Source organism: Paenibacillus lautus NBRC 15380, assembly GCF_004000945.1.
Taxonomy (GTDB): domain Bacteria; phylum Bacillota; class Bacilli; order Paenibacillales; family Paenibacillaceae; genus Paenibacillus_AQ; species Paenibacillus_AQ lautus.
Genome location: NZ_BIMF01000026.1, coordinates 1 through 25,904 on the forward strand (window position 1 = coordinate 1; position 25,904 = coordinate 25,904).

The following is a 25,904-nucleotide window of genomic DNA, read 5'->3' on the forward strand; positions in this document are numbered from 1 at the left end:
CCTTTTCCTATATGGAGGTAACCTATTATGTTGCCCCTTGATCACCGATGGTTCTACTCCACGCAGGCGCTAAGTTACTTATGATGGGCACCAGCTATTAAGCTAATACTTAAAAAGACGATCCCGCCGAGATCGTCTTTTTTGTTTCAGGAACCAACAATAAAATCATGAGCGATAATTTGCCTTTGTGACCTTTATATTGCCTTATATCCCTATTTGTACATCATGCGCACTCCGTTATCTCTGCGAGCTGTGGTGTGTCCGGGCACTCATGGATAGCTGCCAACCATATATACTTTATGACTTATGCTTCAACCAGGTTCCTAACATTCCTCTGTTCATAAGGCAGCACTGCAAGTGGAACGCTGATAGGTTCACTGTGGCGGATAACCCCCATTACAATCTCCTCGCTAGGCTTCATCGATGTGGTCTTATCCTCCAGCTCATTATAACATTGGATATTAAACGAGCTTTGAATTAAAAATTAGGCTTTACAGAACCAAAACACTAGTGTACTATTTAACTATAACACCGATACAATAAGGAGTGGGAGCAAAGCATGAACGGGAACGGTTCAAATGAAGCAACAACCAATATAGAGAACGCCTCAACCGACTTACAGGATAAGATACAATCTTCAAGCTCTTCGGATAAGAAGTCTAATAATGGTCCAGTCGTTCTTACCGTTGAACAAGTGACCAAAACAATTGGAAAGAAGAATATCGTTGATGGGCTATCCTTTGACATTCATCGCGGTGAAATCGTTGGTTTGCTTGGACCGAACGGCGCGGGCAAAACAACTACCATTCGGATGATTGTAGGGCTGATCGAGATGACCCAGGGCGATGTACAGGTGAAAGGACACAGTATCAAGAAGGACTTCGTTCAAGCCGTTCGCCATATCGGGGGCATCATCGAGAACCCGGAATTTTACCCATATATGAGCGGCTATGACAACCTCAGACAGTACCAGCGGATGTCCGAGGGAGTGACCATCACCAGAATCATGGAGGTTGTCAAGCTTGTTGGACTCCAGGATGCCATTCACAAGAAGGTGCGTGCGTATTCCTTGGGGATGCGCCAACGGCTTGGAATCGCGCAGGCCTTGCTGCATAATCCATCCATCCTCATTCTTGACGAGCCGACGAACGGTCTGGATCCAGCCGGTATCCGCGAGATGCGGGATTACTTGAAGCAAATCGCCAGGGATGAGGGAATTGCCATTCTTGTCTCCAGTCACCTGCTGTCGGAGATGGAGCTGATGTGCAGCCGTGTGGTCGTTATCCAGGAAGGTAAACTCGTAACCGAGCGTTCTATCGGAGGGACGGTCGTTAATGAAGAGTTAACCACGGTAAGCTTCCGCGTGAATGACGTGGCCATGGCTGAACAGACCATTAGGCATCTGAAAGACATCACATTGCTCAACACCCATCTGGAGGAGGGAATCATTACCCTTCAACTTCAGGAAGAAGATATTCCTTCGCTGATCCAGTCACTGTGTGATGCACGGGTACGGATTTACCGGGTGGAAGAGATCAAATCGTCGCTTGAAGAAGAATTCTTAAAATGGACAGGAGGCAACCGCATTGCGTAGCTTTGGAAATCTCGTCTGGAATGAATGGCTCAAAATGTTTAAGAAACGCAGCTTCTTCCTGCCATATGTAATTTTGGCCGGAATGGTGATCTTCACGGCGTTCTTGCTCTATAAGTTTTCCGGTGGCGGCAGTACCGGTTATGAATTTGCCGAGATAGCAGTAACAACCAAGGGAATGGGGCAAGTGCTGACCCTGCTTGCCATTGTCGTGACGGCAGGAGCCGTAGCGAAGGAGCACAGCATGGGAACGATCAAATTGCTGCTTATACGTGCACAGAGCCGCACCAAGATTTTGGCATCGAAATACGTTGCCGTATTGATTTACATCTTAACACTGGTGGCCTTCATGTTTGCTGCAGCCGTGCTGACAGGTCAAATTACGTTCGGCATGGATGTCGGCTCCGTTACGCTTGGCGATGTGCTCATTGGAGCATTGAATAACCTGGTGTATACGATCGTTTATGTAACGCTAACCTTTATGGTAGGCATTCTAACGAGATCTACCGGTCCTGCAATCGGCATCGGCATGTTCATGGTCATTATGGAAAGTATGGTGGTACAGCTGCTTGCGCGTTACTCCTGGTCTAAATACCTGCTGTTCCTGAACGTGGATCTTTCCATGTACAGCGGAGGTGCAGGCTCCCCGATTCCAGGCATGAGTTTAACATTCTCAATGATGATGCTCGCTGTATATCTCCTCTTGTTTCTTGCGATAGGCTTTGTTACGTTTAAAAAACGGGATGTCGCATAAGGGACCTGAGTTCGAGGTAGAGCGGCGGAAAGGAGCAACCCCACAGTGAGTATAGAATTCGACAATAATCTGCCGATCTATTTACAGATCATGACGTATTTAAAGAAAGAAATCATCATCGGTAAACTGCAGCCCGGTGATAAAATCCCATCGGTTCGAGAATTAGCGAGTGAGCTTCAAATAAATCCAAACACGGTGCAGCGAACTTTTCAGGAATTGGAGCGTGAGGGTATTGTGGAGACGCGGCGGGGATTGGGCCGATACGTGACAAGCGAGGAACCCAAAATTATGGAAATCAAAAAAGAAATGGCTGGCGATCTGCTGGAACGCTTTATTCGCGGCATGCAGGAGCTTGGCTTTAAAGATCAGGATATCATATCGATCGTGGAAGATGCTGTGAAGCAGCCATGATCCATAGTGGAGGTGAAATCACGGTGGAGAATCTGTTACAGGTAAGGAACGTGACCAAAACGTATGCCGGTGGCCGCAGAGCGTTACATGAAGTTAATCTGGATATCAACGGAGGGAAAATTATTGGTTTGCTGGGCACCAACGGCAGCGGAAAGAGTACGCTCATGAAGATTGCGGCTGGGTTGATCCAGCCGACAACGGGCGGCGCTTACGTGAATGGCAAACCGGTCGGACTGGAAACCAAAGCTATCGTTTCCTTTATGCCGGACCGGCCCGTGACGGAATCCTGGATGAAGGTATCCGATGCGGTGGCATTTTTTAAAGATTTTTATGAGGACTTTAATGTGGAAAAGGCCCGCAATATGCTGGAATTCATGAATTTAAAGACCCATGACCGCATCAGTTCCTTATCCAAAGGAATGAATGAGCGCCTGCAGTTAACATTGGCCTTGTCCCGTGAAGCCCAGCTGTATATGCTGGATGAGCCGATTGGCGGAGTGGATCCGGTAGCCCGGGGCAAAATTTTGGATGCGATTGTGGAGTTCTACAACGAAGACAGCAGCATTATCATTTCAACCCATTTGGTCCGGGATATTGAGCGGATATTTGATGAAGTGATCTTTATTCAGGGCGGCGAAGTCGTCATGCATGACGAAGTGGAGAACATCCGCCTAAGACACGGAAAAAGTGTGGATGAGATGTTTAAAGAGGTGTATGCGGAATGATGAGACTGTTGAAATACGACTGGAAGAGAAACTCGACTACGCTGCTCGGCGCTTTCGCGATTCTACTCATCGTGCAGATTGCGATCACGGTGACAGGCTCGATCAGAGACTGGGAGCTTGGCGTTATGTTCGGTTTAAGCATGCTGGCGTACGGCTCGGTGAGCGTCCTGCTGCTGGTGGTCGCTGGCAAGAACTTCGGCTATAACATAAAGGCATATCACCGGCGTTTACTCCCCGTACGTTCCGTGTGGAATGTGGTTTCATCACTTATACTGGCATGTGTAAGCTTGCTGGTACTTGGCATATTGATGGCTGTGCATTTATGGTACTATTGGAGCTCGGCGGGCATTTTGGGAAATATCAATCTCGCGGATGTTCCCGTTTCGTATTATGTCGGGCTTGCCCTGCTGATGGTATGGAAATTCATCTATTTGATGATTGCGATATTTTTTGCAATTACCGTGGCCAGAAGCATCACGAAGAAGGGCAGTACCTGGATCGGCATTCTGGTGTTCTTCGTATTGCAATACGTACTTGGCTGGCTTAGCCAAGTCCTTTTCGGAGAAGAGGCAGCGTGGGTCGGACCTATGGCTAGCATTTCATTTTTTGAGAAAGAAGCAGACATCACGGTATCGACAGTGCAATATACATTAGCATGGGGGGCACTTGCTTTTGAAGTGGTATTGGCCGCCTTGATCTTGTATGCAACGGTTTACCTCATCGACCGCAAGGTTGAGGTTTAACCAAAAGAGATACTTGGAAATCGGTATGATGAATGAACAAGGTCTAAACTATAGAACGAACAAAGAAACTGCCTATCCCAGGGCAGTTTTTTTGGTAAAACAGAACTAGAAGCATAACCATACCCGTACTCCGCAAGAGTGGAACCCTTCCTAACATCATGTAAGATGCGGATAAAATACGGAAATGTGATTTAAACATTATAACGTTATATTCACGTAGCGCGCGTTCTGTGCTATGCTATAACCACGATACTCATTACACAATGTAAACCGACGGGATAAGAGGATCCAAGGCTGGTACGGCAAGGCTGAAGGAGTGAAGCTATGAAGATATTGGAACAGCGTTTTATTATACGCAATGTAAAGACGGTGCATGATGATAAACCTTTTGACATTGTCATGGAGAACGGGTTCATAACCGAAATAACGGATGCGAACACGGCACACGGTGCGAACAGTTTCGATGGTACGGGATTATATGTGTCCAGCGGCTGGATCGATATGCACGTCCATGCCGTCGCCAAGCTGGAGCCCTACGGAGATGCCATCGACGAGATCGGCGTTAAGCAAGGGGTTGCCACCATTATCGACGCAGGGAGCTGCGGCGCGGATACGATTGGAGAATTGGCAGCCGAGGTTGCAAGGGCCAAGACGAATGTGTTTGCTTTTTTGAATATTTCGCATATCGGTCTGCAGCGGGTCGACGAGTTGTCTAGTCTGGAATGGATTGATGCCGAGAAGGCAACAAAGGCGGTATGCACGTATCCGGATTTGATCATTGGACTCAAGGCCAGAATCAGCAAAAGCGTAGTCAAGGATAATGGGGTAGAACCGCTTCGACTCGCAAGAAAATTGTCCGGGAAAACGTCACTACCGCTGATGGTACATATCGGGTCAGGGCCACCGCCGATTAAGGAAGTATTGGAGCTGCTTCAGAAGGACGACATTATTACTCATTATTTGAATGGGAAAGCCAACAATTTATTTGATTCGGACGGGAAGCCGATCCCTGCCCTGGTGGAAGCGATAGCTCGCGGCGTTCATCTGGATGTGGGTCATGGAACAGCAAGCTTTTCGTTCTTGGTAGCGGAGTATGCGAAAGCCCAAGGGATTAAACCTCACACGATCAGCACCGATATTTATCGCGGAAACCGCATCAATGGCCCGGTGTACAGCCTGGCTAATGTCATGACGAAGTTCCTGTATTTGGGGTACAGCCTGCAGGAGGTGGTTTCAGCGGTAACGGAGCATGCAGCAGGATGGTTGCGCCGTCCGGAGCTTGGCCGAATTGAAGTCGGCGATGCCGCTCACCTGACGCTGTTTGCACTGCAGCAGGGGGCTATGAGTTTAACGGATTCCGAAGGGGAGACCCGAATCGCTGATCGATATATCGAAGCTAGAGGAGTGGTAGTCAATGGATCATTCATTACATGCTAAATACGGGTTAAAACGCGTGGTTAATGCCAGCGGGCGCATGAGTATTCTTGGCGTATCGGCGCCGACGGATACCGTCATGGAAGCGATGCGGATCGGTGGGCAGAGTTACGTGGAAATTGCGGATCTGGTAAACAAGGCAGGCGATTATATCGCGCGCATTCTCGGCTCCGAAGCCGCCGTCGTTGTCAACTCGGCATCAAGCGGCATCGCCTTGTCGGTAGCGGGCATCGTGACGGAGGGCCAGCGGAGACGGAGCGACAGACTCCATCAAGAGCCGATCGCGAAGAATGAGATCATCATGTTCAAAGGACATAACGTTCAGTACGGGGCACCGGTCGAAACGATGGTTTATCTGGGCGGTGGCAAGGTGGTTGAGGTCGGGTATGCCAATGAAGGACGCAAAGAGCATATCGCGGAAGCGATTAATGAGCGCACCGCGGCGATTTTGTACGTGAAATCCCATCACTGCGTACAGAAAAATATGATTTCGGTTGAAGAAGCGGCAGAAGTGGCCCAGGCACATGGACTTCCGCTGATCATCGATGCTGCTGCCGAAGAGGATATTCAGAAATATGTGAAATACGGGGACCTGGCCATATACAGCGGATCCAAGGCAATTGAGGGCCCAACCTCCGGCATTGTCGGCGGCAAACGTCAATATGTGGAGTGGGTGAAAGCGCAGCTGCATGGTATTGGGCGCAGCATGAAGGTCGGCAAGGAAACGACGTTTGGATTGCTCCAGGCGCTGGACGAGTATATGGTGAAGGAAGATAAGAGTGAACAGGAGAAAGCGGCGCTGGAGGAAATGAAGTCCCTATCCAAATTGCCGGGCATTGAGGTCACCATTGTTCAGGACGAAGCGGGAAGAGCGATCTTCCGAGGGCGAGTGAAAGTCGATGAAAATGCGGCCGGGATCAGTGCCAAGGCTATGAACGATCAGCTTCGCGAAGGCGATATTGCTGTATACACCCGGGATTACGGCGTACGTCAGGGATATTTCGATATCGATCCTCGCTCGCTTTCCGGGGATGATTTGCAAGTCATTATCACAAGAATACAACAGATTGCAGGGGGAAACTAAGATGGCAAATATGGAGAAACGTCTTTACAGAAATCGCGCGGCACTGAACGTACTTGCAGGCAGCATTCAGAATGCGAAGGACATTTTTGAAGCTTCGGAAGGGCATGTGTTGGTCGGCGTATTGTCCAAAAATTACCCGAACGCGCAAGAGGCCGTTATTGCAATGAAGGAGTACGGCGCCGTTATCGAGGATGCGGTATCGATCGGATTGGGTGCCGGCGATAACCGTCAAGCTGCGGTGGTAGCCGAGATTGTGAAAAGCTACCCAGGCACGCATATCAATCAGGTGTTCCCGGCGGTCGGTGCTACACGTGCCAATCTGGATGGCAAAGAAAGCTGGATTAACAGCCTTGTGTCTCCTTCGGGTCAAGTGGGCTACGTGAATATCTCAACCGGACCGGTGAGTGCTGCCGGGTCGGACAAAGCCATCGTACCTGTAAAAGCGGCCATTGCGCTTGTGCGCGACATGGGCGGTAATGCACTGAAGTACTTCCCGATGCAGGGCTTGAAGCTGGAGGATGAGTACCGGGCGGTAGCGAAGGCATGTGCGGAGGAAGGATTTGCGCTTGAACCAACAGGCGGGATTGATAAAGAGAATTTTGAAGCCATCGTGCGCATCGCATTCGAAGCGGGAGTGCAGCAGGTCATCCCGCACGTGTACTCCTCGATTATCGACTCGGCAAGCGGAGATACGATCATTAGCGATGTTCAAGAGCTGCACCGCAAGCTAAAAGCGCTGGTTGATCAATATGCCTAAGACGATTGCCGCATATGGCGAAGTGATGATGCGTCTTCAAGTACCGGGATATGCTTCCTTGGCTCAAGAGAGCCATCTGAATTACTCCTTCTCCGGCACGGGTGTAAACATCGCCTCGGCTGTGGCAAGGTTCGGTCATAACGGCTATCTGGTCAGCACGCTGCCGGATAACCCGCTTGGCGAAGCAGCGATTTCCTACCTGCGCAAGCTTGGCATCGACACTTCGCTCATTAGTCGCGGAGGCAAATATGTCGGCATGTACTTTCTGGAGAATGGCTTTGGCGTAAGACCCGGACGTGTAACTTATACGGACCGACTGGGCAGCAGCTTTAATACGGCAGAGGATGCCATGTACGATTTCGGTGGGATTGCCGAAAAGATGGACATGATCCATTTTTGCGGTATAACCCTTTCCATGAACGACACGGTACGGGGCCAAATGAAGACACTGGCTCGTGAAGTTAAGGCTAACGGGGGAACCGTTGTGTTCGATTGCAATTATCGTCCCTCTTTATGGGGGATGGACCGCTACGAGTTTGCCAAGCCGCACTATGAGGAAATGCTGTCACTTGCGGATGTCGCCTTTATGAATGAAAAAGACGCTATCTATATCCTTGGCATGGAGACGACCCGTGAGGATCGCAATGAACAGCTGCAGGAGTTGATTCCGAAGGTGGCAGCGAAGTATAATATTACGGTTGCGTCGGGTACCCACCGCAAGATCAACGGGGATAACACCCATTCCCTGCAAGGCTATCTCTACACGGATGGAGCGTTTCATTTTTCCAAAACCTTGACGTTTTCCGTCCATGACCGGATCGGCGCGGGTGATGCCTACGCCAGCGGGGTGATTCATGGGATCTCGGAGGGATTTGAACCGAATCGGACGGTTGATTTTGCCGCAGCTGCGGCGATGCTTGCCCATACCGTTACAGGGGATACGCCGACGGCGAACGAACGCGAAGTGCTTCAGGCAATGAGTCATCACATGTCTGACGTGGAAAGGTAGGAGGAAGCATGTCGATCACGCGGAAGAACGGTCCGTTATACTTGCAAATCAAGAAGATCATAAAAGATCGGATTCTGCATGGGGAATATCCACTTGGCTCCCATATTCCTTCCGAGCCGCAGCTGGAACAGGAATTTAACGTTAGCAAAATGACGGTCCGCAATGCGATCCAGGAGCTGTACCAGGAAGGATATGTAGAGAAGCGGAGCGGGGTAGGAACGATTGTGACCCGGAACACGTCCTTTTCCAAGCTTTCCAAAGGCAAGCTGTTTACCGAAATTCTCGTTGAAGAAGGACATCAGATTCGGAAGCGCCACCTGAAGACGGAATGGGTACTCAATGAGCCGGATAGCGAATTGTTCTTAAAATTCGGGGAACGGTGCCTGCTTATTGAACGATTGTATTTACTGGACGGGAGCCCTTTTATTTACTACACCCACTACGTGTCATCCCAAGTGGATATGGGCGAAGAGTTCGGTTCCACCGAACTGCCGTCGCTGTATGACCGCATCGAGGAGAGTCAAATTACGCTGGAGAATTTCCGGGACCGTTTTCTGACGACCGTGGCAAATGAGGAGATTGCCTCCTTGCTTGAAGTAAGCATAGGCACGCCGTTACTAAAGCGGCTCAGATCCTCTTATGACGGGACAGGCAGCATCATTGAATACAGCATCGGCTATTACAATACGGAGTTACAGCACTACTTGATCAGTTATGACGCCTAAGGGTTTAGACTATACAAGAGCATGATATGGAGAAGTGGCCTCGAACCGGTATTCACCCGGCATGGAGACTGCTTCTTTTTTTGTTGCCTTATATGAATTGTTCTTCGGAAAGAGGCTATAAGCGATCAAAGAACTGGGTACAATAAGAATAAATGCAAAGCGCGAACATTTGAGAAGAACCCCCTTGGCAAAATGAAAAAATGTGCTATAATGAGATCAAAGTCAAAGAAAGTCAAAGTCAACGAGAGGGTTCGCCGATTTTGATTATGGTTAAAATTAACGTATAAGCAAGGCTCTGTGCGGACGTGTAAGATCACTATCCGTCTTAACGTTTCAAACAGTGGAGGATGAACAGACCAATGCGTAATATCTCTGATATTATCGAACAATACCTGAAGAGCATACTGCAGGAAAGTCCGGAGGGTACCGTTGAAATTCAACGGAACGATCTGGCGGAGCAATTTTCTTGCGTTCCTTCCCAGATTAACTACGTGATCAGTACACGGTTCACGCTGGAGAAGGGCTTTCTTGTCGAGAGCAAGCGCGGCGGGGGCGGGTACATACGCATCCAGCGTATCGAGCTTCCCCAGCATACTGCACTCCAGCAGCATCTTCATCATACCATTGGCAGCATGATTGACCAGACGGTGGCTGAAGGATTGATTTACCAGCTGGAGGAATCCCGGTTTTTAACGAAGCGAGAGGCCAGCCTGATGCGGGCCGCCATTTCAAGGGAGTGCCTCAATGTGAAGCTTCCTTATCGGGATGAGCTGCGTGCAAGGATTATGAAGGCGATGCTTATTTCTTTATTAGGTAAGTGAGTCTGTGTAAGGGGGCATCGGATTATGTTATGCCAAGAATGCGGTAAACGGCCGGCGACACTTCATTTCACCAAAATTGTGAACGGGGAGAAAACGGAGTTTCATTTTTGTGAAACCTGTGCCCGTGAAAAAGGGGAATTGATCCCCGGCACGTCGAATGGTTTTTCTATACACAGTTTGCTGTCAGGTCTTCTGGATCTGGATCCTTCAGGCAAGGGCCAGAGCCCCGGTGCAAAAACGGCCCAGACGCTGCAATGCGAAGAATGCGGTATGACGTATTCCCAGTTCAGCAAGCTTGGCCGGTTCGGCTGCAGCTCGTGTTATAAATATTTCTCGGATCGATTGGATCCATTGTTTAAGCGAGTCCATGGGGGGACTTCCCATGTCGGCAAAGTGCCGAAGCGTACGGGTGGCCGGATTCAGATCAAACGCCAAATTGATGAGCTTAAGAAGGAGCTTCAAATTCGGATCGTGCAGGAAGAGTTTGAAACGGCTGCCGAGATCCGGGACCAAATCCGTGAGCTGGAGCGAAATATGGCTCAGGGATAAGATGGCAAGATTTTGCACTTTAGTAGGAGGAATGCGTGATGTCTAATCTCCGGTTTACCGATTCGGCGCTGAGCGAGTGGATGCGCGGGAACGGTCAGGATTCCGACATTGTCATCAGCACCCGTGTCAGGGTGGCGCGCAATCTGCAGCATCTTCCTTTCCCGCTGCTGGCAACGGATCAGCAGTCGGGAGAAGTGCTAGAGCGCCTGACGAATGTGCTGAAGAATAAGGACGATTTGCAGGATTTCGGGGATTTACATGTAATTAAATTAAGTGAGATTGATGAGCTGGATAAGAAGGTTCTTGTTGAGAAGCATCTGATCAGCCCCAATCTGGCGAATGAGTCCCGAAACGGTGCCGTCATCCTTACTGAAGATGAATCCGTCAGCATTATGATCAATGAAGAGGATCACCTGCGCATACAGTGTTTATATCCCGGATTTCAGGTTCGTGAGGCATGGGCACGTGCGACGGCGCTGGATGATGCTTTTGAATCCGAGATCGATTATGCGTTTGATGACAAGCGAGGTTATCTTACGAGTTGTCCGACGAATGTTGGCACCGGCCTTCGTGCATCGGTCATGATGCATCTGCCTGCTCTTGTTATGACACAGCAGATTAACCGGATTCTCTCGGCTGTATCGCAGGTAGGCTTGACTGTAAGAGGGATTTACGGTGAAGGCAGCGAAGCGTTAGGCAACCTGTTTCAAATCTCGAATCAGATTACGCTCGGTCAAACCGAGTCCGAGATCATTGAGAATCTTCACAGCGTCGCCCTGCAAATCATTGAGCATGAGAAGAATGCCAGAGCCCGGCTCTTGGGTGAATCCAAGCTCCGTATTACGGATCGGGTGATGCGCTCCTATGGCATACTGTCCTATGCAGCGGTGATGGATTCGAAGGAAGCGGCTCAGCGATTGTCGGATGTTCGGCTTGGTGTGGATCTCGGCCTTCTGGAAGGTCCGGAAATCCCGGTCATGAATGAACTGAATGTGAAGACGCAGCCGGGCTTTCTGCAGAAGACCTATGGAGAGGGTATGACTCCTTCCGAACGCGACATGTACAGGGCTAAGCTCATCAGAGAAACATTGGGTAACGATTAAGGATCTATACTCGTTTTACAGTTGGATGACGGTTTAAGCGTCCTATAGTTGACGATACACCGAAATCCGCGAGGTTCAATATATTAATTGAAACGTGGAGGTGCAATACTATGATGTTTGGCAGATTTACGGAACGTGCACAAAAGGTGCTTGCATTGGCTCAGGAAGAAGCGGTACGTCTGGGGCACAACAATATCGGCACAGAACATATCCTGCTAGGACTTATTCGTGAAGGAGACGGCATTGCAGCCAAAGCGCTGATCGGACTTGGACTTGGTCTTGAAAAAATTCAGGATGAAGTCGAAACATTAATCGGACGCGGACAGGAGCAGCCTACCAACATTGCTTATACGCCTAGAGCGAAAAAGGTAATTGAGCTCTCCATGGACGAAGCTCGTAAGCTTGGTCATACCTACGTAGGTACTGAGCATATTCTGCTGGGGCTGATTCGTGAAGGCGAAGGGGTTGCCGCACGTGTGCTGAACAACCTTGGCATTAGTCTGAACAAAGCCCGGCAGCAGGTGCTGCAGCTGCTCGGTAGCAGCGAAGCGGTATCGAGCCATCATGGCACGCCGCAAAACGTAAGCACGCCTACACTGGACAGTCTCGCTCGCGATCTGACCGCCATTGCCAAGGAAGGCAATCTGGATCCGGTCATTGGCCGCAGCAAAGAAATCGAGCGCGTGATTCAGGTACTGAGCCGCCGTACGAAGAACAACCCGGTGTTGATTGGTGAACCAGGGGTAGGTAAGACGGCGATTGCGGAAGGCCTGGCACAACGCATCATTAACAATGAAATTCCAGAGACACTGCGTGACAAACGCGTCATGACGCTGGATATGGGCTCGGTTGTTGCTGGAACGAAATACCGCGGCGAGTTTGAGGATCGCTTGAAAAAAATCATGGATGAGATTCGTCAAGCGGGTAACATTGTTCTGTTCATCGATGAGCTGCATACCTTGATCGGTGCAGGCGGTGCAGAAGGTGCGATTGACGCTTCCAACATTCTTAAGCCATCATTGGCACGCGGAGAACTTCAGTGCATCGGGGCAACCACACTGGACGAATACCGCAAATATATTGAAAAAGATGCTGCTCTCGAGCGCCGTTTCCAACCGATTACGGTGGACCAACCGTCGCCGGAGGAAGCCATTCAGATTCTGTATGGACTTCGTGACCGTTACGAAGCGCATCACCGTGTGAAAATTACGGATGAAGCGATCGAGCAGGCTGTGAAATTGTCCGACCGCTACATTACGGACCGCTTCCTGCCGGATAAAGCGATTGACCTGATTGACGAGGCCGGTTCGAAAGTTCGCCTTCATACGTATACCATACCGCCAAATCTGAAAGATCAGGAAGCGCATCTGGAGGACATCCGCAAAGAGAAAGACGCAGCTGTCCAAAGCCAGGAATTCGAGAAAGCTGCAGCGCTGCGCGATACGGAGCAGAAGCTGCGCGAAGAACTTGAAATCACGAAGAATCAATGGAAAGAAAAACAAGGACGTACCGATTCCGAGGTAACTCCTGAGGATATTGCCGACGTTGTAGCCAACTGGACCGGTATTCCTGTAAATAAACTGAAAGAAGAAGAGACCGAGCGACTTCTGAATCTGGAAGAAATTCTGCACAGCCGCGTCATCGGTCAAGAGGAAGCGGTCAAAGCGGTCAGCCGGGCCGTTCGCAGGGCACGTGCAGGCCTGAAAGATCCGAAGCGTCCAATGGGCTCCTTCATCTTCCTGGGTCCTACCGGGGTAGGTAAAACCGAGCTGGCACGCGCCCTTGCGGAAGCGATGTTCGGAGACGAGAATGCGGTTGTGCGGATCGATATGTCCGAGTACATGGAGAAGCATTCCACATCACGTCTCGTCGGAGCGCCTCCGGGATATGTCGGCTATGAAGAAGGCGGTCAGCTGACCGAGAAGGTACGCCGCAAACCATATTCCGTTGTGCTGCTCGATGAAATCGAGAAGGCGCACCCAGAGGTATTCAACATCTTGCTTCAAGTGCTGGAAGACGGACGCTTGACCGATTCCAAGGGCCGCGTGGTGGACTTCCGGAACACCCTGATCATTCTTACCTCCAACGTGGGAGCGGAAGCGATCAAGAAGAACTCTACGCTTGGCTTTACCGCAGTGACGGATGCAGGCCGCGATTATAACAACATGAAAGGCAAAGTGATGGATGAGCTCAAGAAGAGCTTCCGTCCGGAGTTCTTGAACCGGATTGATGAGATCATCGTGTTCCACTCTCTGGAAGAAAAACACATTGCCGAAATCGTGACATTGATGTCCGACGAGCTGCGTAAGCGTCTTAAGGAATTCGAGGTGCATTTCGAACTCACCGACAAGGCGAAGGCCTTTATCGCCAAGGAAGGATACGATCCGGCCTTCGGTGCCCGCCCACTGCGCCGGGCTATCCAGAAGCACATCGAGGATCGTCTCTCCGAGGAGCTGTTGAAAGGTACTGTGGCCAAGGGCGACTCGCTCGTCATCGATGAGGCAAATGGCGAGCTTGTGGTGAACAAGAACGAAAGCGTCACTGCCGCATCAGCAGCCGAAACTGAATAAGTTGGAACAACAACACCGCCCCGCTGGATTTAAATCCGGCGGGGTTTTATGTATCAACCCAGCGGAGAGGACGGAATCGTTCTGAAGAAGCGACAGCGTTCGCCTTTAAAACCGGGAAACCACCATGATTCCAATTCCAGTTTCCTGGTTTTAACAGCGATCGTAAGAACGATCCGTCAGCGAAGCGGACACGGTTTTCATTCGTTCATAATCAGCAACAATTAACGCTGTTTCTCCCCCAATCCTTCAAATTTGAAACAAATCCTTCTCATCTCGCGTAAAGTTTCCATTTAGCCTTTACGTTGAATTATAAGAAATGGTAAACTTTGAGTAATGCCTGATTTTGCAGGGTTTTACGGAATCCGACAAATGATGTGCGACATAAAGGAGACTCACATGGCAAAAACTAAAACGAAATTTTTCTGTACCGAATGCGGCTATGAAGCGCCCAAATGGTTCGGAAAATGTCCGGGCTGCCAATCATGGAATTCCATGGTAGAAGAGACCGAGACGGTAATCAAGACGCAGGGGATGAATTCCCCTCTTTTTCATAGTAAAGAAAAACCCCTTTCGATCATAAATATAGAAAGCGGTAAAGAACCCAGAATCCAGACGGGCATTGCGGAATTGAACCGTGTGCTCGGGGGCGGGCTTGTCCCGGGCTCGCTGGTGTTAGTCGGCGGTGACCCCGGCATCGGCAAATCCACGCTGCTGCTGCAAGCCTCCAACCGATTGGCCCAGAACGGCATTCGCGTTCTGTACATTTCCGGTGAGGAATCCGTACGCCAGACCAAACTGCGTGCAGATCGGCTCGGGGCGCTGTCCCCGGAGCTGTTTGTCCTCTGTGAAACCAATCTGGAATCGATCGAGGAAGCCATTGAGAACGTGCAGCCTGGCTTTGTTGTCATTGACTCCATTCAGACGGTGTATTTGCCGGAGGTAACCAGTGCGCCGGGGAGCGTATCCCAGGTACGGGAGTGTACGGCACGCTTTATGCGATTGGCGAAGGTGAAGGGCATAGCGACCGTTCTGGTCGGTCATGTGACCAAGGAAGGCGCTATTGCGGGCCCAAGGATGCTGGAGCACATGGTGGACTGTGTGCTTTATTTTGAAGGAGAGCGTCACCACACTTACCGTTTGCTTCGCGCTGTGAAGAACCGTTTCGGTTCGACGAATGAGATTGGCATTTTTGAGATGGGTGAGGATGGGCTTCGCGAAGTCGGGAATCCATCGGAACTGTTTTTATCTGAACGGCCTTTAGGCGTAGCGGGTTCGACCGTTGTTGCAAGCATGGAGGGAACGCGCCCGGTTCTGGTCGAGCTGCAGGCGCTCATCTCCACAACCCACTTCCCGTCACCGCGCCGGATGGGTACAGGGGTGGACCACCACCGCATGAACCTGATCATTGCCGTGCTGGAGAAACGGATGGGCATGTACCTGCAAACCCAAGACGCCTATCTGAATGTAGCTGGCGGCGTGAAGCTTGATGAACCAGCGGTAGATTTGGCCATAGCGGTTAGCATTGCGTCCAGCTTCCGAGACATTCCGACCAAGCCGTATGATGTTATCTTTGGCGAGGTTGGTCTGACCGGCGAGGTTCGCGCCGTTTCCAGAGCGGAACAAAGAGTAAGGGAAGCCGAGAAGCTGGGTTTTAAGCGCGTACTCATGCCGGAGAAGAGTTTGAAGGGATGGAAGCATCCGAAAGGAATACAAATTATAGGAGTAAACACCGTTGCAGATGCATTAGCGGTTGCGTTAGATTAGGGGGCATACGAAGGTGAAAGAAACGAGCCAACTGGACAAAATGAATGATTTGCTAAAGCTGGTAGCACCGGGAACGCCGTTTCGCGACGGACTGGAGAACGTGCTGCGGGCGAAGACGGGCGCCCTGATCGTTGTGGGCTACAGCCCGGAGGTAATGGAAGTTGTCGACGGCGGCTTCTCCATTAACTGCGATTTTTCGCCAAACTATTTATACGAGCTGGCCAAGATGGACGGCGCCATCATCCTGAGTGAAGACTTGAAACGGATCTTATATGCGAATACCCAGCTGATTCCGGATTCCTCGATCTCTTCCATCGAGACAGGGATACGGCACAGAACAGCGGAACGGGTAGCGAAACAGACAGGCAAGCTGGTTGTATCCATCTCGCAGCGCCGTAACATTATTACGCTGTATCAAGGATCGCTGCGGTATGCATTAAAGGAAATCGGCGTCATCCTAACCAAGGCCAATCAGGCTATACAGACGCTGGAGCGATACCGCGTGGTGCTTAATCAATCGCTCACCAACCTTTCGGCATCTGAATTTGAAGAGCTGGTCACCATTCCGGAAGTCGTGAACGTGATTCAGCGAGTGGAGATGGTGCTCCGCATCAAGAAGGAGATCAAGCGCTATATCAACGAGCTTGGCAACGAAGGCCGCTTGATCAGCATGCAGATGGATGAGCTTGTGAGCAATATGGAGGAGGAGGCTTGGCTGCTGTATGCAGACTATGCCCGGGAGTACAGCGAGGAGAAGATCCGCGAGATCATTCTCGCGCTCAAGCGTTCAACGGATGAGGAGCTGCTGGACATTCACCATATTGTGCGGCTTCTTGGTTACCCGGCTTCCGCCGCTGCTTCGGAGGAAGAAATACTGCCGCGCGGTTACCGGATTTTGAATAAAATCCCGCGCCTTCCGAATGTGATCATTCGCAACCTGGTGGACCAGTTCCATGACTTATCCAGCATTATGACCGCTTCCATCCATGAGCTTGATGAAGTTGACGGGATCGGCGAGGTTCGCGCACGCACCATAAAAGAAGGCCTAAAACGCTTGCAAGAACAAGTATTCATTGACAGACAAATCTAAAAGCCCTACAATCGATGTTCGAACGTACATTAACGAGGTGAATATAAAAATGACGAAATCAATTCCGAACATGTTTACTTTAGGTAATCTGTTTCTCGGAATGATTGGTATCATCTTGGCGACGGAAGGTCGAACGAGTATGGCCGCCATTATGATTATCATTGCCATGCTCCTTGACGGACTGGACGGTCGGGTAGCTCGGGCTTTGAATTGCCAGAGCGAATTCGGTAAAGAACTTGACTCCTTATCCGATGTAATTTCTTTTGGCGTAGCGCCGGCACTCATTATGTATACCGTAGCATTTACGGATATCAATACCGCACTGGCTTGGACAGTGACCGCCATATTTCCGATGTGCGGCGCACTGCGGCTTGCAAGATTTAATGTTCGTCCGGGCATACCGGGTTATTTTATCGGCCTGCCGATCCCCGCTGCTGGAGGCGTGCTGGCAACCTTGGCGTTATTCCATGAAGAGATTACAGCACCTTATATGATTATTGCCGTATTACTGCTTTCTTACCTCATGGTTAGCGCAGTCAAGTACCCGAACTTCAAGAAGATTGGCATTCCGAAAACAGCGATTAAATTTACCCCGCTCGTCATCATTGGCGCAGTCATGGTTGCCGTGTTCTTTCCGGAGCAGACCTCCATGCTGATATTCTTGCCATTGGTCCTGTATGCAGGGTATGGCTTGCAGCAGAATTTTCGCAGGCTGAACCGAAAAAAACGGCGTAAAAAGGATGACTCCAATTCAGATGAGGCCTATCAATCCTCTGACCGATAAGCCGAATTTCGGTATATATCCAAATAAAAAGCATTTATTTCCCTGCTATTGCAGCGAGATAAATGCTTTTTTTGTATGCATGTGAGTACCTTGCCGTTCCGAACCGTCATCATGCTAGCGGCTTTACGACAGGTTAAAAATACCCAATGTGGAGCATTTCTGCGACTCCTTGACAACAACCTCATCCAGTTGAATGTCCAGAAGATTCGCAAGAGCAGACATATAAAATAGGTTGCGGCCAAGCTCGGTGCTTACCGCTTCGCGGCAATTCTCGCACAGATGGCCTTCGACGTGCGTGCCGGCTAATTCCCGGGCTGATTCGAGATCAGCGCCGATATCGAAGGTTTGCTTCGTGGCGTGGAGCTCGATGCATCCGCATTCTGTGATGGCCTTGGTTACGGCCCGGTTGACTGAAGCATTGCTTTGACCATTTTTAGACAGAACATCCAAGAGACTGCGGTGACGGAGCAACAATTCGGAAACTTGGTCCTGAAAAGCCTGTAAACTAGGAGCGCTCATTTATACATCCACCTCGATATTATGAATTGAGTTCATTATATTCCACTACTTCAGGCGATTTCAACCAATTTCAGGTGTCTGAAGGCGGTCAATTCCATTCGTGAGGTGGATGTTAGTACACGTCAAAGCCTGATGGGGGTAGGCGAAACCGGTAGGAAATGGGGATATGGAAATAAAATAAAAAAAGATGGGTCGGCACGATTACGACTTTATAAATTGGACCATACTGGAAAATAGAAGCAAAGATATTCAGGTATAAAAAGGAGGTGTGCGGAAGCTCATGGTAAAAAAAGCTATTTTAGCATTTACAGTATTATGCGGAGCATGGGGCGGGTATACGTTATATCATACAGTGGAACGATCTTTCTCAGGGCTCTCGCCTATTTTTGGACAAGGTTTATTTGCAGCGGGAAGCGGAGCCTTCGCGGTGCTTGGAGGATTATTGTTTGGCATGATCGGCGTGCTGTCAGCGGATCGGGTCACGAGATGGCTGCACAGCCTGATCACTTCGTTCTCTCGGATTCCGATGAATGAGCTGGCTGCGGGTACTGCCGGACTGTTGAGCGGCCTGCTGCTGTCTCTATTGCTGTCACCAGGGTTGTCCTTGCTCGGACAAGCTGGGCAGCTGCTGCAGGTTGGCATTACGCTGCTCGGCGGTTATATCGGGTTTCGCATTGGACTGGAGAAGAAGGATGAACTGGCTTCCCTGTGGATGTCGGGCAAGTGGAGTCAAGCTGCTGAGCCTGAGGGCCGGCGCATAGAGGAACATAAAATTTTGGATACGAGTGTCATTATTGACGGGAGAATTGCAGATATTTGCAAAACCGGATTTATCGAAGGAACGATTGTCATTCCTGAGTTTGTTCTGGAGGAGCTTCAGCATATTGCGGATTCTTCCGACCTTCTTAAGCGAAATCGCGGCCGGCGCGGCCTTGATATTTTGAACAAAATCCAGAAAGAGCTGGACGTCAAGGTACTCATTTATGAAGGCGACTTTGAGGAAATATCCGAAGTCGACAGCAAGCTGGTGAAATTGGCCAAAGTGCTTCAAGGCAAAGTAGTTACGAATGATTTTAACTTGAATAAGGTTTGTGAGCTGCAGGGCGTGTCGGTGTTGAACATTAATGATCTCGCCAACGCGGTGAAACCGGTGGTCCTGCCAGGGGAAGAAATTTTGGTACAGATTATCAAGGACGGCAAGGAGCATGGTCAAGGCGTCGCTTATTTGGATGACGGCACGATGATCGTTGTGGAGGGCGGTCGCGAGTACATCGGCACGATGATGGAGGTGCTCGTTACCAGCGTACTGCAAACCTCGGCGGGCCGGATGATCTTCGCGAAACCAAAACTGTTGGAAAAAGCCCAGTAAAGGGGTATGATGGGGATATACATATCCGCTATTCGTCCGTTTGTGACGTGTTGGGTGAGACAGGAGTTTGGTGCTTGATGAGTAACTTTGGCGCTGTCATTGTAGCGGCGGGAAAAGGAACGAGGATGGGCACCCGGGAGAGCAAGCAGTACCTGGCTCTGAACGGAAAGCCCATTATCGTTCATACGCTTGAAGCATTCAGCCGGATACCATGGCTGCAGGAAATTGTGCTTGTGACGGGGATGGAGGATGTCCCTCGCTGCGAATCCTGGATTCAGGAATACGGTTTGGACAAGGTGTCCGCTGTAATCCCGGGGGGGAGCGAGAGGCAGCAGTCCGTATATCAAGGCATCAAGCAAATTTCTTCAGAGTGGGTAATGATACATGACGGCGTAAGGCCGTTTGTAACGCAAGAGGAAATTGAAGCCTGCCGCAATGCGGCAATCCGTGAGGGCGCCTCGGTACTTGGGGTTCCCGTGAAGGATACGATTAAACAGGTGAACGGTAAGGGGCTGATTACAGGCACCCCGGACCGTCAAAGTCTGTGGGCCGTCCAGACCCCACAGGCTTTTCGTCTTTCCGACCTGCTATCCGCGCATGAGGCTGCAGCGAAGGATGGGTTTACAGGCACCGACGATGCCATGCTGATGGAGCGTGCAGGACATCCGGTAACCGTGGTGGAGGGGAAATACAGCAATATTAAGATCACCACACCGGAGGATCTGGAATACGCGGCTTTTTTACAGAAACGTAAGGGAGAGGACATGGAATGATTCGAGTAGGACAGGGGTTTGACGTACATCAACTCGTAGAAGGAAGGCCGTGCATCATCGGAGGCGTCACGATTCCTTATGACAAGGGGCTTCTCGGGCACTCCGACGCTGACGTGCTGCTGCACGCCGTAACGGACGCGATCCTGGGGGCGCTTGGGCTTGGCGACATTGGTCGCCACTTTCCCGATAACGATCCTGCCTTTAAAGACGCCGACAGCCTGAAGCTTTTGGAACAGGTATGGGTCATGGCGAAGGAACGCGGGTATACACTTGGTAATATCGATTCCACGATAATTGCGCAGAAACCGAAGATGGCGCCATATATTCCGCAAATGGCGGAAGTGATCGCCAAAGCGCTGGATGCCGAGGTGGATCAGGTTAACGTGAAGGCGACCACAACCGAGCAGCTCGGGTTTACCGGCAGGGGCGAAGGAATCGCCGTGCAATCGGTTGTCTGCCTCGTAAAAGGTATGCTATCATCTTGAAGTATGTGTTCAATAAGGGAGTTTTTTGAGCTAGGAATTTTGAAAGAATAGGGAAGCGGAGGGGTTACAATGACCGGAGAAGTCCGCGTGCGCTATGCACCGAGTCCAACGGGACATTTACATATCGGCAATGCCAGAACGGCATTATTCAATTATTTATTCGCCCGCAAGAACAACGGGAAATTCATTATTCGCATCGAGGATACGGATGTAAAACGCAACGTAGAAGGCGGAGAGCAAAGCCAGCTGAAATACTTGAAATGGCTGGGCATGGACTGGGATGAGAGCGTTGATGTCGGAGGCGAGTACGGACCCTATCGCCAGACCGAGCGTCTTGATATTTATAAAGAATATTGGCAGGATCTCTTGGATCGAGGGCTTGCTTACCGCTGCTACTGCACGGAGGAAGAGCTAGAGCGGGAGCGGGAAGAGCAGATGGCTCGCGGCGAAACGCCGCGCTATTCCGGAAAACACCGGGATTTGACGGAAGAGCAGCGCCAAGCGCTTGAGGCTGAAGGCCGTGTGGCGAGCATCCGTTTCCGCGTGCCGGAAGATCGTATCTACACGTTCGATGACATGGTGAAGGGCACGATTTCTTTTAACAGCAAAGAGACGGGCGACTTCGTCATCGTCAAAAAAGACGGCATTCCTACCTACAATTTCGCGGTAGCATTAGACGATCATCTGATGAAGATCAGCCATGTGCTCCGTGGGGAGGACCATATCTCCAATACGCCGCGTCAGCTGATGATCTATGAAGCTTTTGGCTGGGAGCCACCTCAGTTTGGACATATGACTCTGATCGTAGGCGAGGATCACAAGAAGCTGAGCAAGCGTAATGAGTCGATCATCCAGTTCATTGAGCAGTATGACCAGCTTGGCTATTTGCCTGAAGCGCTGTTCAACTTCATCTCGCTGCTGGGCTGGTCTCCGGAAGGGGAAGAGGAAGTGTTCTCCCAAGAGCAGCTGATCTCGATCTTTGATGAGCATCGTCTGTCCAAGAGCCCGGCGGTATTCGATACGAACAAGCTGGCTCATCTCAACAACACGTACATCAAGAATGCGGATCCGGATCGGATTGCGGATCTAGCCATTCCGCATCTGCAGAAAGCCAGCCGTTTGCCGTCCGAGCTTACCGCCGAGCAAGAGGAATGGGCACGCGCGCTCGTGGCGCTCTATCAGGAGCAGATGACCGCTGCTTCGGATATCGTGGATCTGTCGGAAGTGTTCTTCCGTACGCATCTGGAGCTGGATGCCGAAGGGATTGAAGTGATGGGCGGCGAGCAGGTGCCAGCCGTATTGTCGGCATTCCTTGCGAAGATCGAGCAGAGTGATGAGTTTAACGCTTCGAAGATTGCGGCGCTGATCAAGGAAGTCCAGAAGGAGACCGGATTTAAGGGCAAACAGCTCTTTATGCCAATCCGGGTAGCCTTGACGGGACAAACCCATGGCCGCGACCTGAACCAGACGATCTGGCTGCTGGGCAGGGATCGCGTGCTTGACCGTTTGCGCTCTCAGATCAAAGGCGCATAATTCGGGCGGCTTCCCCGATAAACGTTCCTTGTCAGCCCGTATATGATCAGTTATAATTACACCAAACTATAAGTGAAATATTCTTTGATCTAGGTTCGGGAGCAACAACTCATACGGAGAAGCAGCGGAGAGGACGGAATTGTGCTGGAGAAGCGAAGCGTTCGCCTTTGCCTTCCGATTTCCACCTAAGCAATATCGTTAAAGAAATCGGAAGGCAACAGCGATCGGAAGCACAATCCGTCAGCGCAGCGTTCTATAGAGCGTTGTTACCCTGACCTAGACCTAGATCAACAAATATAAACGTATTAAAAGCTACGATCAGGAGAAGTACGCGTAAAACAGGCACGTTCCAGAGAGGACAATCGGCAGAAGACAAGGACCACTTGAATTTGCCGGCTGAGAGTTGTCCCGTCGCCTGCAGCGGAAATGCACCTGTGAGCTGCATGGTTGAAGCGAACACAATCGTTAGATCATGCCGGTCGTCTGCCGTTAATGACATGAAGAGAATCGGTAGAATCCGTCCCTGACGAAGGGAGGAAGCTTGTGCCGGTTCTAAGCAGAGTGGAACCGCGGTCTAGCGCCTCTGCAGCGATAAGCTGCAGGGGCGTTTTTTATTTACAGGAATAACGATGGATAGCAAGTTGCATGCGCGATTGGAAGAGGGGAAAGAGGGAGCGTTCATGTTTAAACAGATGAAATCGGATATTCGGACAGTGTTCGAGAATGACCCGGCTGCCCGGGGACTTTTTGAAGTGGTATTCACCTACTCGGGGCTTCACGCACTGTGGGCGCACCGGGTAGCTCATGCATTATTTAAGCGGCGATGGTATACGCTGGCCCGGTTGATATCCCAGTTCAGCCGGTTTATGACAGGGATCGAGATTCATCCGGGAGCCCGTATTGGGCATCGGCTGTTCATTGACCATGGGATGGGGGTTGTCATTGGAGAGACCTGTGAGATTGGGGATGACGTGGTGATCTACCAAGGGGTTACGCTCGGTGGAACCGGTAAGGAAAAAGGCAAGCGGCACCCAACCATCGGTAACAACGTGGTCATCGGATCGGGGGCGAAAGTGCTAGGTTCCTTTACGATTGGGGATAACTGTAACATTGGTTCCAATGCAGTCGTATTAAGGCCTGTTCCCCAAAACAGCACCGTTGTCGGCAATCCGGGGAAAATTGTGAAACAGAACGGGGAGCGGGTGCGCGACCGGCTGGATCACACGAATCTGCCCGATCCGATTGTGGATATGCTCCGTTCGATGCAGAAGGAGATCGATCAGCTCCGGGCGGAGCTTCATGAGAGCAAACGAAACCAGCCTCAAGGCATGGTACCCGAGGCTGCTGTGTCTTCGGTCAAAGAAGAGTAAGCGCGTAAGCCGTGAAGGAATAATAAGCGATGGAATGAAAGGATTGAGATGATACCCTATGGCACTGCAAATCTATAACACGCTAACCCGTATGAAAGAAACATTTGTTGCTCAGGAACCTGGGAAAGTAAAGATCTACGTGTGCGGTCCTACCGTGTACGATTATATCCATATCGGGAATGCTCGGCCGATGATCTTTTTCGACGTGGTTCGAGCTTACTTTGAGAATCAGGGTAATGATGTGAATTACGTGGTGAACTTTACGGATGTAGATGACAAAATGATCCGGAAAGCGGAGCAAACCGGGACTACCGTTCAGCAGGTTGCGGATAAGTTTATTAACGCCTATTACGAGGATCTGGACGGTCTCGGCATACCAAGAGCGACATTGAATCCGCGCGTAACGGACAATATGGAGAGCATAATCGAATTCATCCAGGAACTCATTGACCGCGACTTTGCTTATGAGAACGGGGGAGATGTATTCTACCGGACCCGCAAATTTGACGATTACGGCAAGCTGTCCCAGCAAAATCTCGATGAGCTGCAATTCGGTATCCGGATTGAGGTGGATAAGCGGAAAGAAAACCCGGAGGACTTCGTTCTATGGAAAGCCGCGAAGCCCGGAGAGATCTACTGGAGCAGTCCTTGGGGCGACGGCCGCCCGGGCTGGCATATTGAGTGCTCTGCCATGGCCCGTCGTTATCTCGGGGATACGCTGGATATCCATGGCGGCGGCCAGGATCTGCAGTTCCCGCACCATGAATGCGAAGTTGCGCAGTCCGAGGCGCTGACGGGCAAACCGCTGGCGAACTATTGGATGCACAATGGATATATCCGAATCAATAACGAGAAAATGTCGAAATCGTTAGGAAATGGTGTATTGGTTAAGGAACTTCGTGAACAATATACGAAAGAAGCTATCCGCTATTTCATGTTGTCCACCCACTACCGCAACCCGCTGAATTATAGCGATGAGGTGATGGAGCAGGCGCAGAACAGCGTGGACCGTCTCGCGAATGCGGCGGCTAATGTCGAGCATCGATTGAGTACCGCGATCGGCTCGAAGGACGATAACGTAAGCCAGGAAGTTGCGGATAAAATATCGGCCGTCCTTGTCGAATTTCACCAAAAAATGCAGGATGATTTCAACACGCCGGACGCCATCACCGCCATGTTCCAATGGGCCAGCGAGGCGAATCAGCTGCTGAAGGAAGCTTCGATTCCTGCGGCGGACCTGTATGAAGTGCTGCGCGCTTTCAACGATATGAACGGCGTGCTGCGCATCGTAAATACAGGCACGGATGAATTGCTGGATGAGGAGATTGAAGCTCTGATTGCCGAACGTATCGAAGCCCGGAAGAATAAAAACTGGGCGCGAGCGGATGAAATCCGCGACAAGCTGGCGGACGAAGGCATCGTGCTTGAGGATACGGCGCAAGGTATGCGCTGGCGGCGTAAATGAGCGGGCCTGAGCATCATGATCTCGCAGTAGGCTGGTTCGATTTTCCGCCGTCAAAGCCCGCCCGGTTAATCCCGCCGATCGTGCTTGCCTATATCGGGGATGCCATTTATGAGGTGGCGGTGCGGCAGTTTTTGATTTCAAGAGCGAATCTCCGCCCTCATCACTTGCACCGGACGGCAACAGGATTTGTGTCGGCGAAGGCACAAAGTCGGATATTGGCTTTTTTGGATCCGGAGCTGACGGAAGAAGAGCGTGATGTTGTTCGTCAGGGACGCAATGCCAAATCAGGCAGCATCCCCAAAAATGCAGACGTTCTCGAATATCGGCATGCAACGGCGTTTGAGACGCTTGTTGGGTATTTATATTATACGGGGGAGCAGGACCGTCTCCGTGAGCTCATCGGGAAGAGCATCGAGTTTATTGAGGGGTCTGTTAAATAGACCGTAGGGCAATATGGCATCAACATTGAAACGATA

General features: G+C 50.6%; 26 protein-coding genes. 24 read left to right on the forward strand and 2 right to left on the reverse strand.

Annotation, left to right across the window (positions count from 1 at the left end; translation table 11 throughout):
* Positions 1-559 precede the first annotated feature (559 nt).
* From PLA01S_RS28105 to pssA, 17 genes are all read left to right on the forward strand, one after another.
* Positions 560-1,594, forward strand: coding sequence for an ABC transporter ATP-binding protein (locus PLA01S_RS28105; RefSeq protein WP_127595234.1), 1,035 nt, complete (start codon positions 560-562; stop codon positions 1,592-1,594).
* Positions 1,587-2,345 (forward strand): ABC transporter permease, encoded by a 759-nt coding sequence (locus PLA01S_RS28110; protein ID WP_127595236.1) that lies wholly within the window; start codon positions 1,587-1,589, stop codon positions 2,343-2,345. The genes PLA01S_RS28105 and PLA01S_RS28110 overlap by 8 nt, the downstream gene beginning before the upstream one ends.
* 45 nt (positions 2,346-2,390) lie before the next feature.
* Positions 2,391-2,756: a GntR family transcriptional regulator gene (locus PLA01S_RS28115; protein ID WP_100541576.1), complete on the forward strand. Its 366-nt coding sequence runs from the start codon at positions 2,391-2,393 to the stop codon at positions 2,754-2,756.
* A gap of 23 nt (positions 2,757-2,779) precedes the next feature.
* Positions 2,780-3,481, forward strand: a complete 702-nt coding sequence (locus tag PLA01S_RS28120) for an ABC transporter ATP-binding protein (RefSeq protein WP_174819270.1) — start codon at positions 2,780-2,782, stop codon at positions 3,479-3,481.
* Positions 3,481-4,224: a hypothetical protein gene (locus tag PLA01S_RS28125; RefSeq protein WP_246059898.1), complete on the forward strand. Its 744-nt coding sequence runs from the start codon at positions 3,481-3,483 to the stop codon at positions 4,222-4,224. Before PLA01S_RS28120 ends, PLA01S_RS28125 begins: the two co-directional genes overlap by 1 nt.
* A gap of 333 nt (positions 4,225-4,557) precedes the next feature.
* The gene (locus PLA01S_RS28130; RefSeq protein ID WP_174819271.1) at positions 4,558-5,661 is read left to right on the forward strand and encodes an amidohydrolase/deacetylase family metallohydrolase; all 1,104 of its coding nucleotides are present in this window, start codon (positions 4,558-4,560) and stop codon (positions 5,659-5,661) included.
* Positions 5,639-6,742 carry a DgaE family pyridoxal phosphate-dependent ammonia lyase gene (locus tag PLA01S_RS28135; protein WP_127595244.1) on the forward strand — a complete coding sequence of 368 codons (1,104 nt, stop codon included), beginning with the start codon at positions 5,639-5,641 and terminating at the stop codon, positions 6,740-6,742. Before PLA01S_RS28130 ends, PLA01S_RS28135 begins: the two co-directional genes overlap by 23 nt.
* 1 nt (position 6,743) lies before the next feature.
* Positions 6,744-7,499: a 2-dehydro-3-deoxy-phosphogluconate aldolase gene (dagF, locus tag PLA01S_RS28140; protein ID WP_127595246.1), complete on the forward strand. Its 756-nt coding sequence runs from the start codon at positions 6,744-6,746 to the stop codon at positions 7,497-7,499.
* Positions 7,492-8,508, forward strand: a complete 1,017-nt coding sequence (locus tag PLA01S_RS28145) for a sugar kinase (RefSeq protein ID WP_127595248.1) — start codon at positions 7,492-7,494, stop codon at positions 8,506-8,508. The genes dagF and PLA01S_RS28145 overlap by 8 nt, the downstream gene beginning before the upstream one ends.
* An 8-nt stretch (positions 8,509-8,516) precedes the next feature.
* The gene (locus PLA01S_RS28150) at positions 8,517-9,233 is read left to right on the forward strand and encodes a GntR family transcriptional regulator (RefSeq protein WP_127595250.1); all 717 of its coding nucleotides are present in this window, start codon (positions 8,517-8,519) and stop codon (positions 9,231-9,233) included.
* 359 nt (positions 9,234-9,592) lie between these two features.
* On the forward strand, positions 9,593-10,054 hold the full coding sequence (locus PLA01S_RS28155) for a CtsR family transcriptional regulator (protein ID WP_071221042.1): 462 nt from the start codon (positions 9,593-9,595) through the stop codon (positions 10,052-10,054).
* 24 nt (positions 10,055-10,078) lie between these two features.
* The gene (mcsA, locus tag PLA01S_RS28160; RefSeq protein WP_100541568.1) at positions 10,079-10,603 is read left to right on the forward strand and encodes a protein-arginine kinase activator protein McsA; all 525 of its coding nucleotides are present in this window, start codon (positions 10,079-10,081) and stop codon (positions 10,601-10,603) included.
* Positions 10,604-10,641: 38 nt separating this feature from the next.
* On the forward strand, positions 10,642-11,706 hold the full coding sequence (mcsB, locus tag PLA01S_RS28165; RefSeq protein ID WP_127595252.1) for a protein-arginine kinase McsB: 1,065 nt from the start codon (positions 10,642-10,644) through the stop codon (positions 11,704-11,706).
* Positions 11,707-11,816: 110 nt separating this feature from the next.
* Complete coding sequence (gene clpC / locus PLA01S_RS28170) at positions 11,817-14,276, forward strand: ATP-dependent protease ATP-binding subunit ClpC (protein WP_100541566.1); 2,460 nt, start codon at positions 11,817-11,819, stop codon at positions 14,274-14,276.
* A gap of 396 nt (positions 14,277-14,672) precedes the next feature.
* Positions 14,673-16,040, forward strand: coding sequence for a DNA repair protein RadA (radA, locus tag PLA01S_RS28175; RefSeq protein ID WP_009594669.1), 1,368 nt, complete (start codon positions 14,673-14,675; stop codon positions 16,038-16,040).
* 13 nt (positions 16,041-16,053) lie between these two features.
* Positions 16,054-17,130, forward strand: a complete 1,077-nt coding sequence (disA, locus tag PLA01S_RS28180) for a DNA integrity scanning diadenylate cyclase DisA (RefSeq protein WP_009594677.1) — start codon at positions 16,054-16,056, stop codon at positions 17,128-17,130.
* 49 nt (positions 17,131-17,179) lie between these two features.
* Positions 17,180-17,914, forward strand: a complete 735-nt coding sequence (gene pssA / locus PLA01S_RS28185) for a CDP-diacylglycerol--serine O-phosphatidyltransferase (RefSeq protein ID WP_164817531.1) — start codon at positions 17,180-17,182, stop codon at positions 17,912-17,914.
* A 123-nt stretch (positions 17,915-18,037) separates the two neighbouring features.
* Here the strand turns inward: pssA and PLA01S_RS28190 are convergent, their stop codons facing one another.
* A complete protein-coding gene (locus tag PLA01S_RS28190) occupies positions 18,038-18,433 on the reverse strand; it encodes a nucleoside triphosphate pyrophosphohydrolase family protein (RefSeq protein ID WP_071221035.1) in 396 nt (131 codons plus the stop codon).
* A 280-nt stretch (positions 18,434-18,713) separates the two neighbouring features.
* Here PLA01S_RS28190 and PLA01S_RS28195 point away from each other — a divergent pair, with 280 nt between their 5' ends.
* The 4 genes from PLA01S_RS28195 (at position 18,714) to gltX (ending at position 22,593) form a co-directional block, all read left to right on the forward strand.
* A complete protein-coding gene (locus PLA01S_RS28195) occupies positions 18,714-19,802 on the forward strand; it encodes a PIN/TRAM domain-containing protein (RefSeq protein ID WP_127595254.1) in 1,089 nt (362 codons plus the stop codon).
* Positions 19,803-19,879: 77 nt separating this feature from the next.
* Positions 19,880-20,575, forward strand: a complete 696-nt coding sequence (gene ispD, locus PLA01S_RS28200) for a 2-C-methyl-D-erythritol 4-phosphate cytidylyltransferase (protein ID WP_127595256.1) — start codon at positions 19,880-19,882, stop codon at positions 20,573-20,575.
* Positions 20,572-21,060, forward strand: a complete 489-nt coding sequence (ispF, locus tag PLA01S_RS28205) for a 2-C-methyl-D-erythritol 2,4-cyclodiphosphate synthase (RefSeq protein ID WP_127595260.1) — start codon at positions 20,572-20,574, stop codon at positions 21,058-21,060. The genes ispD and ispF overlap by 4 nt, the downstream gene beginning before the upstream one ends.
* A 69-nt stretch (positions 21,061-21,129) precedes the next feature.
* The gene (gltX, locus tag PLA01S_RS28210) at positions 21,130-22,593 is read left to right on the forward strand and encodes a glutamate--tRNA ligase (protein WP_127595263.1); all 1,464 of its coding nucleotides are present in this window, start codon (positions 21,130-21,132) and stop codon (positions 22,591-22,593) included.
* A 253-nt stretch (positions 22,594-22,846) separates the two neighbouring features.
* Here gltX and PLA01S_RS28215 read toward each other — a convergent pair whose 3' ends face one another.
* The gene (locus PLA01S_RS28215; protein ID WP_127595266.1) at positions 22,847-23,092 is read right to left on the reverse strand and encodes a hypothetical protein; all 246 of its coding nucleotides are present in this window, start codon (positions 23,090-23,092) and stop codon (positions 22,847-22,849) included.
* Positions 23,093-23,273: 181 nt separating this feature from the next.
* Between PLA01S_RS28215 and cysE the strand changes: the two genes are divergently transcribed.
* Genes cysE through PLA01S_RS28230 form a run of 3 tightly spaced genes read left to right on the forward strand, consistent with a single transcriptional unit; the run spans position 23,274 to position 25,868 of the window.
* Positions 23,274-23,963: a serine O-acetyltransferase gene (gene cysE, locus PLA01S_RS28220; RefSeq protein WP_100541559.1), complete on the forward strand. Its 690-nt coding sequence runs from the start codon at positions 23,274-23,276 to the stop codon at positions 23,961-23,963.
* Positions 23,964-24,021: 58 nt separating this feature from the next.
* Complete coding sequence (cysS, locus tag PLA01S_RS28225) at positions 24,022-25,428, forward strand: cysteine--tRNA ligase (RefSeq protein ID WP_127595269.1); 1,407 nt, start codon at positions 24,022-24,024, stop codon at positions 25,426-25,428.
* Entirely contained in the window at positions 25,425-25,868 is a 444-nt protein-coding gene (locus tag PLA01S_RS28230) for a Mini-ribonuclease 3 (protein ID WP_127595272.1), read from the forward strand. Before cysS ends, PLA01S_RS28230 begins: the two co-directional genes overlap by 4 nt.
* Positions 25,869-25,904: the final 36 nt, after the last annotated feature.